The organism is Lederbergia ruris (assembly GCF_018332955.1).
Taxonomy (GTDB): Bacteria; Bacillota; Bacilli; order Bacillales; family Bacillaceae_C; genus Lederbergia; species Lederbergia ruris.
In genome coordinates this window covers 1-255 of record NZ_BORB01000152.1, presented here as the reverse complement: position 1 = coordinate 255, position 255 = coordinate 1, and the positions used below count along the sequence as shown (strand labels likewise).

Below are 255 nucleotides of genomic sequence, written 5' to 3'. Positions count from 1 at the left end.
GCGCGCTTTACGCCCAATAATTCCGGACAACGCTTGCCACCTACGTATTACCGCGGCTGCTGGCACGTAGTTAGCCGTGGCTTTCTGGTCAGGTACCGTCAAGGTACCGGCAGTAACTCCGGTACTTATTCTTCCCTGATAACAGAGTTTTACGATCCGAAGACCTTCTTCACTCACGCGGCGTTGCTCCGTCAGACTTTCGTCCATTGCGGAAGATTCCCTACTGCTGCCTCCCGTAGGAGTCTGGGCCGTGTC

The 255-nt window shown here is 55.3% G+C and carries 1 rRNA gene; it reads right to left on the bottom strand.

Annotated elements, in window-relative coordinates:
• Positions 1-255 (bottom strand): 16S ribosomal RNA (locus tag KI363_RS21810); the annotation flags it as partial.